The following is a 7,473-nucleotide window of genomic DNA, read 5'->3' on the forward strand; positions in this document are numbered from 1 at the left end:
CGTGAAACAACTTTGCGCCGATGATAGTGCTGCAACCAGTGTGAAAGTAGGTTATCGTCAGGCTTGTTATTCGCAGTAAGAGAAAAACCCGATCAGCAATGGTCGGGTTTTTTTTCGTCTGGTGATTTTGTTTGGCGCTGGTGGTGGTGTCGGATGACGGCTTGCGGCCTAATCCGACCTACAATGGCGGTATGCGCATTCTGATCATTGAAGACAACCCCGATATTCTCGCCAATCTCTACGCCTATCTGGAAGCGAAGGGCCATGTACTCGATTCAGCCATGAATGGCTATGCCGGCCTGGCCTTGCTGGCCCAGCATGAATACGATGTGATCGTGCTCGATGTCATGCTACCCGGCCTGACGGGACTGGAACTGTGCCAGAAACTGCGTAGTGAGTTGCGCAATAGCACGCCAGTGCTAATGCTGACGGCGCGCGATACCCTGCAAGACAAGGTCGCCGGTTTTGACAGTGGCGCTGATGATTACCTGGTCAAGCCATTTTCCCTGCTGGAACTGGAAATCCGCCTGAAAGCCCTGCTGCGCCGCGCGCGCGGGCAAACGACGGCGACCGCCGTGCTGGCCGTCGGTGAGCTGCGTTTTGATACGGAAAAATTTGAAGTCCGACGCGCGGGCCAGGCCCTGACCTTGACGAGGACCGGCTACATCATCCTGAAATGCCTGATGAGCGAAGCGCCCAAGCTGGTGCCGCGCGAGCTGCTCGAGCATGAGGTCTGGGGCGACGACCGGCCTGACAGCGATGCCCTGCGCACGCACATCCATGCACTGCGGCAAGTGCTCGACAAACCGTATGCCTTTCCCATGCTGCGCACCATTCCCGGCATCGGCTATAAATTATTGAGTAGCGATGCGCCCGTTTAAATCGTTGAAGCGGCGCATCATCATTGCCTACCTGCTGTTTGCTCTTGTGGCGAGCATCTTTTTTGCCATTATCGCCGCCATCGCCGTCGAGGGCATCGAAGTGCGCCTGGTCGACGAGCGCCTGAAAGAAGTGGCGGCCTGGGCCTCACCCAGGCATGCGGCAGGCTTGTCTGTCGAGATGCCAGCCGGCTTGAGCTTTCATCACGCTGAAGACACGCCGCTGCCCTTGCGTGGCTTGGCGCCCGGCATGCACGAGAAAACCGTCGACGGTGTCGATTTGCACGTGCTGGTCGGCAGCGATGTGCATGGGGAATTCGTCGTCATTGATCATGCCACCGAGTATGAAAAGATCGAGCTGGTGGTGTACAGCATGTTTGCCCTCGCTTTTATCGGTTTCCTGATTTGCGCTTCGCTGCTGGGCGCCTTCATCGCCAATCGCTTGATCACGCCGATCATGTCGCTGACGCAGGCCGTCAAGGCCGGACAGGCGGCGTTGCCACTGCAGGACAGTGCCGATGAATTGGGGATATTGGCACGCGCTTTTGCCGAACGTACGGCGGAGTTGACCGAAGTTCTTGACCGCGAACGCTTTTTTACGGGCGATGTCAGTCATGAATTGCGCACGCCGCTGACCGTGATCACGGGGGCGGCGGAAATCCTGATGGAACAAGGCGGCGATGAACCGCTGGTGCGCTCCGCCTCCGAACGTATCTACCGGGCTGCGCACGAAGCGAGCGACTCCGTGACGGTGCTGCTGCGCCTGGCGCGCGCGCCGGAATTGCTGGAGTGCGCGTCACTCTCCGTGGCGGAACTGGCTCGCCAGGAATGCTTGCGCTGTCAATCATATACGGCAGGCAAGCCGCTTACCCTTGTGTTTGCGGATGGAGAGGACTTTCTGGTCAACGCCCCGCGTGAATTGCTGGCCGCCGCCATTGGCAACCTGGTGCGCAATGCCTGCCAGTACACCTTGCAGGGAGAAGTGATCGTGCGCCTGGCCGGACGCGCGCTGATCGTCGAGGATACGGGGCCGGGCTTGCCCGACGCGGCCCGCGCACGCCTGCTGCGTCAACCCATACCGGCCAATTTGAGCGGCTCATCCGGTACAGGCCTGGGGCTGGGCCTGGTTCAACGCATTTGCCTGTATCTGGGCGCGGAACTGGGATTCAGTACCCGCCCCGCGGGTGGCAGCGTGTTGCGGATTGATTTCATCTAAGCCGGCTTTTTGCGTGTAATTAACGAAAATTTAACGCCTTGTTGACGCGTAATTCATGCCGGCACTTGTAAGGTGAGCCCGGAAGCTCGTTTTGCCTCGTCCGTGCTGTGTACGGCGTGCAGCGTCATGTTCTCTTCATATTGACACTGTACGATGACTTCCATGGCTGCAGTCCTGTGCGGCCAGTCCCTTTCATCTCATCAGGTAATGTGTGCACCCATGCTGGCCAAGCTTAAACTCGTCAAAACTCCCAAAGGCATTGATAGTGCCCTGATGCTATCGGCCATGCTGATCCTCTGGATCGGCAATTACAGCAACCTCGACCTCGTGATCGCCGATAGTATGTTCGACGGCGCACGTGGGCAATTTTCCGGTGCTGACAGCGCGCTGGCGGGCAGTTTCCAGTTCTGCATGACCTTGCTTGGCGCCAGCGTGATCGGTCTGGCCATCTGGGATACCTTGCGTCCGCTGGCCTGGCTTGCATCACGCCGCAGTGCCTTGCGTGTCATGGCCCTGTCGGCCGTCTTGGTGCCGCCAAGCATCTATTTGCTCTCTTCCTTCAGCGATGTGCCTTGCCCCACGGATTTGCTGCGCTATGGCGGACTGGAACCGTACGCGCGCATGCTGGAAACATTGCCCGCCAGTGCGTCTGCCATGGTTTGCCTGCCGGCGACCCAGGCCAACACTGCCTGGTGGATGCTTGCCCTGCCATTGTTCTGCCTGCCAGCCCGGCCACGCATGGCGCTTCTGCTGGCAGGGATCATGCTGCTGTGCGGTTTGGCGGCAGGCTGGCAGCAGCAGTTGCAAGGTACGCAATTTTTCACGCACACCTTGTGGTCTGCCTGGATCGCTGCTTTCCTGATCTATCTGCTGCATCATTTGTTCCGGGCCGAGGACGCGTTGGCCTGAAACACAAAAGTACGTCACAATCTGCCTGTCTAGTTGTCGTTTCATACAAAAACAGGAGCACCATGAACGAGCAGATTGCGAGAGAAGTGGTATTGGTCCGTGCTATCGAGACGGCCGACCAGAAAAAAGAAGTCCTCAGCGAGGATGACCGCATGTATGCCAGCCGCAGCGCGCGTGAGCTTGCGCAGTGGCAAGCTTCGGGCAAGCAGGCCGAAGTGACAGGTGACGATTTCCTGCAGCAGCGCTCCGAGCTGATCCTCAAGCGCATCACCGAGCGCACCCCCGCCTTCGCTGCGTTTGCGAAGCGTCGCAACGGCATGAAAACCCTGGCGCTGACCTTGCCATTGCTGGCCCTGCTGCTGGGTGCCGGCCTCGACCGTATCACCGATCCGCACCGCGTCGACCTGCTGTCGGCGCCCTTGCTGCTGATCATCGCCTGGAATGTGCTGGTTTACCTGGGCTTGCTGATCTGGCTATGCATCCCCTCGCACTCCCTGGGCTGGCCAAAAGCGGGACTGGTGCGCCACCTGAGCGTGGGCCGCCTGGCTTTGCCGCGCAAGCTGCCGCACGCTCTGTCCTCGGGCTTGCTCAGTTTCATGGGGGAATGGGCGCACCTGAGCGCCAAGCTGACGGCCGCGCGCCTGAGCCGTACCATCCATTTGAGCGCCGCCATGTTTGCCATCGGCGCCGTCGCCTCGCTGTATGCGCGTGGTTTCCTGTCGCAATACGCGGCCGGCTGGGAAAGCACCTTTTTGAGTGCCAGCCAGGTGCACAGCCTGCTGTCGACCCTGTTTGCGCCAGCGATTGCCCTGTTTCATTTGCAAGGTTTTTCGCTGGCGGAAATCGAAGCGCTGCGTTTCCCGCAAACGACGACCGTGGAAGGTGGCGCGCGCTGGGTGCATTTGTATGCGGCAACGATTTTCCTGCTGGTCGTCGTCCCCCGCCTGATCCTGGCCCTGGTCAACAATTGGCGCGCCGCGCGCCTGGCCAAGCACTTTCCGCTGGATCTCGATCAACCGTATTTCCGCAAGCTCAATGAAAGCATCGGTGTGGCCACGGGCGGCATGCTGCGCGTCTTGCCATACAGCTTTACTGTCGATGAGGCACGCCACAAGGGATTGGGGCAGCTGTCCATCATGCTGTTTGGCGAGCAGGGGCGCATGATGTTGCGTCCATCGACGTCGTATGGCGAAGAGTCGCAGGAGGTCTTGCGCGGCACCGACTTGAATGATCCGCAAGTCAATATCACGGCCGTGCTGTTCAACCTGACGGCGACGCCGGAAAAGGAAAATCACGGCGCCTTCCTCGATTACCTGGTGCAATCGTCGACACGCGGCATCGCCGTCCTGATCGACGAGTCCAGCTACCTGGAGCGCGCTGGCGAGCAGGTGGATAATGCCACCCGCCTGGCGGAAAGAGTCGCCTTGTGGCAACAGTTTTGCCAGTTCCACAAAACCACGGCCACCCTGGTCAATTTGCTCAATCCCGCCTTGCACCCGCTCGACGCCGGTGTCGGCTTGAAAGTATCGGCAGCAGCATGAGTGTGAATGTGAATAAAGATGTCCAGGATGATGCGGTGCAGATTCAGTTTGCACTGATTTCGCACACGAATAATGGCAAGACGACGTTGGCGCGCACTCTGGTGGGTGTGGATATCGGCGAAGTGCGCGACGCCGCCCACGTGACCGTGTTTGCGGAATCGCACACCTTGCTGGCCACGCCACAGGGCGATGCCTTGCAATTGTGGGACACGCCTGGCTTTGGCGACTCCGTGCGCCTGCTCAAGCGTCTCGGGCAGTCAGGCAATCCCATCGGCTGGTTCCTGCGCGAAGTGCTGGACCGTTATCGCGACCGCCCGTTCTGGCTCAGTCAGCAAGCGTTGCGCACGGCCAAGGACGCGGCCGACGTGGTGCTATACCTGGTGAATTCTTCGGAGCATCCCAGGGATGCGGGTTACTTGCCGGCGGAAATGAAAATTCTCGAATGGCTGGGCAAGCCGGTGGTGGTCTTGCTCAATCAGATGGGGCCGCCGCGTAAGGGCAATGAGGAACACAGCGAGCAGGTGCGCTGGCGCGAGCATTTACAGCAATATCCCATCGTGCGCGACGTACTGGCGCTCGATGCCTTTGCCCGCTGCTGGGTACATGAACGCGTGTTTTACGAAGCCGTGGGCAAGTTGTTGCCACAGTCGCAGCAAGCCGGCTATGCACGTCTGTTTGCTGTCTGGCAAACGCAGAATACGGCACGTTTCCAGCAGGCCATGCATTTGCTGGCCACGCAGCTGGCCGTGGCTGGGCAGGATCGCGAAGCCATCGAGCCCGTCCCCAAGGGCTTGCTGAAATCGGCTTTGCAGGTCGTGGGTATCGGCAAGAATGCAGAACAGCAAAGGCAAGAAAAGGCCATGGCCAATCTGGTGGCACGGCTCAATACGCACAGCGGCGAAACGACGCGTGAACTGTTGATCTTGCACAAACTCGATCCTACCGATGCGCATAAGATCAATAGCCGGATACGGGAAAATTTCGCCGTGCGCGCGCCGATTGACAAGGCACAGGCGGGGTTACTGGGCGCCATGATTTCCGGTGCGGCGACGGGCTTGTCGGCCGACCTGATTTCCGGCGGCCTGACCCTGGGCACGGGCGCCTTGCTCGGCGGCGTGGTTGGTGCACTGACGTTTGCGGGCGCAGCCTGGGGTTTTAATTCCGGCACGGACCGCAACGAGCCCACCATGCAATTTACGGATGCCTTCCTGCGTACCCTGGTGGTAGCGGGTGTGCTGCGTTACCTGGCGGTGGCGCACTTTGGTCGTGGCCGCGGCAACTTTGTGGAAAGCGAGGCGCCAGCCTTCTGGCAAGATGAAGTCGAGCAAGCGGTCGCGCGCCATGAAGGTGCATTGGCCGAGTTGTGGAAAGAGGTGCGCCGCGAGAAATCAACTGAACTGGCGGCCGAGCGTGTGCAGCCCATTATCACGGCGATTACTGCCGATGTGCTGGCGCGTCTGTACCCGGATGTGCCGCAGCAGATGTAAATACGGGCTTCCATCACCTATTTCCAACAGGGTTTCCCATGAGCACACATAAAATCGCCGTCATCGCCGGCGATGGCATAGGCAATGAAGTCATGCCGGAAGGGCTGCGTGTTGTCGAGGCCGCCGCGCGCCGCTTCAATATCGACCTGCAGTTTACGACCATGGCATGGGCGAATTGCGACTATTACCTGGAGCATGGCCAGATGATGCCCTCGGACTGGTTTGCCCAGCTCAAGGATTTCGACGCCATCTATTTTGGTGCCGTGGGTTGGCCGGACAAGGTGCCTGACCATATCTCGCTGTGGGGTTCATTACTCAAATTTCGGCGCGAGTTCGACGAATACGTCAACTTGCGTCCCGTGCGGCTGATGCCGGGCGTGCCGTGTCCGCTGGCGAACAAGAAGCCGGGCGATATCGACTTTTACGTGGTGCGTGAAAATACGGAAGGAGAATATTCCTCCGTGGGCGGGCGCATGTTTGAAGGGACAGAGCGCGAAACGGTGCTGCAGGAATCCGTGTTTACGCGCATGGGCGTCGATCGCATCCTCAAGTATGCATTTGAGCTGGCGCAAAGCCGGCCTAAAAAACACCTGACCTCGGCGACCAAATCGAATGGCATCGCGATCAGCATGCCATTCTGGGATGAGCGGGTCGAAGCGATGGCGCCAGCGTTCCCCGATGTGCACTGGGACAAATACCACATCGACATTCTGGCGGCGCGCTTTGTATTGAGCCCTGAGCGCTTCGACGTAGTGGTGGCGTCAAATCTGTTTGGCGACATCCTGTCTGACTTGGGTCCCGCGTGCACGGGAACGATTGCCATCGCCCCATCGGCCAATATCAATCCGCACCGCACTTTCCCCTCTGTGTTTGAGCCAGTGCACGGTTCCGCACCTGATATCTATGGCCAGAATATCGCCAACCCGATCGGTATGATCTGGTCGGGCGCCATGATGCTCGATTTCCTCGGTAATGGCGATACCAATTACACGGCCGCATATGACGCGATTTTGGGCGCCATCGAGCAGGTGCTCGAGCATGGTCCGCGTACGCCGGACATGGGCGGGGGCGCCAGTACGACCGAGGTGGGCATGGCGGTTGCCGAATTGCTGAAATAAAGCTTGCCGCCCGTGGACGGCTTTGCTATAGTTCGCCTCCCCAATGAGGCGCAGTCAAATGCGGCTTTGAGGATCACCGGAAACGGTGGTGCAGTAAAAAAGAAGGAGTTGACGGATGTGGTGAAATGCTTCATACTCTTTCTTCTTCGCAGCTGACAAACACAACGCTTTGTCGATAGCGCGAAAGTGGCACCGAATACAGTTCTTTAACAATTAACAGTCGATAAGTGTGGGCATTTGATGTAAGTGCAGCGTCAATCTTCGGATTGGCGTCTAACTTAAAATATCAAATGTTCACAAGAAATAATGAAATAGGCGCTACGC

Annotated in this window: 6 protein-coding genes; all 6 read left to right on the forward strand. The window is 58.7% G+C overall.

Annotation, left to right across the window (positions count from 1 at the left end; translation table 11 throughout):
- The first annotated feature begins 191 nt into the window (after nucleotides 1-191).
- A complete protein-coding gene (locus tag O0882_RS28880; RefSeq protein WP_289953432.1) occupies nucleotides 192-881 on the forward strand; it encodes a response regulator transcription factor in 690 nt (229 codons plus the stop codon).
- Nucleotides 868-2,094, forward strand: a complete 1,227-nt coding sequence (locus tag O0882_RS28885; protein ID WP_289953433.1) for a sensor histidine kinase — start codon at nucleotides 868-870, stop codon at nucleotides 2,092-2,094. Before O0882_RS28880 ends, O0882_RS28885 begins: the two co-directional genes overlap by 14 nt.
- A gap of 162 nt (nucleotides 2,095-2,256) precedes the next feature.
- Complete coding sequence (locus O0882_RS28890) at nucleotides 2,257-3,003, forward strand: acid phosphatase (protein ID WP_289953434.1); 747 nt, start codon at nucleotides 2,257-2,259, stop codon at nucleotides 3,001-3,003.
- Between the two features lie 62 nt (nucleotides 3,004-3,065).
- Nucleotides 3,066-4,544: a DUF2868 domain-containing protein gene (locus tag O0882_RS28895; RefSeq protein WP_289953435.1), complete on the forward strand. Its 1,479-nt coding sequence runs from the start codon at nucleotides 3,066-3,068 to the stop codon at nucleotides 4,542-4,544.
- Entirely contained in the window at nucleotides 4,541-6,031 is a 1,491-nt protein-coding gene (locus O0882_RS28900; protein WP_289953436.1) for a DUF3482 domain-containing protein, read from the forward strand. Before O0882_RS28895 ends, O0882_RS28900 begins: the two co-directional genes overlap by 4 nt.
- Before the next feature lie 38 nt (nucleotides 6,032-6,069).
- A complete protein-coding gene (locus tag O0882_RS28905) occupies nucleotides 6,070-7,149 on the forward strand; it encodes a tartrate dehydrogenase (protein WP_289953437.1) in 1,080 nt (359 codons plus the stop codon).
- Nucleotides 7,150-7,473: the final 324 nt, after the last annotated feature.

Origin of the sequence: Janthinobacterium sp. SUN073, from assembly GCF_030397665.1 — a bacterium.
Taxonomy (GTDB): Bacteria; Pseudomonadota; Gammaproteobacteria; order Burkholderiales; family Burkholderiaceae_D; genus Janthinobacterium.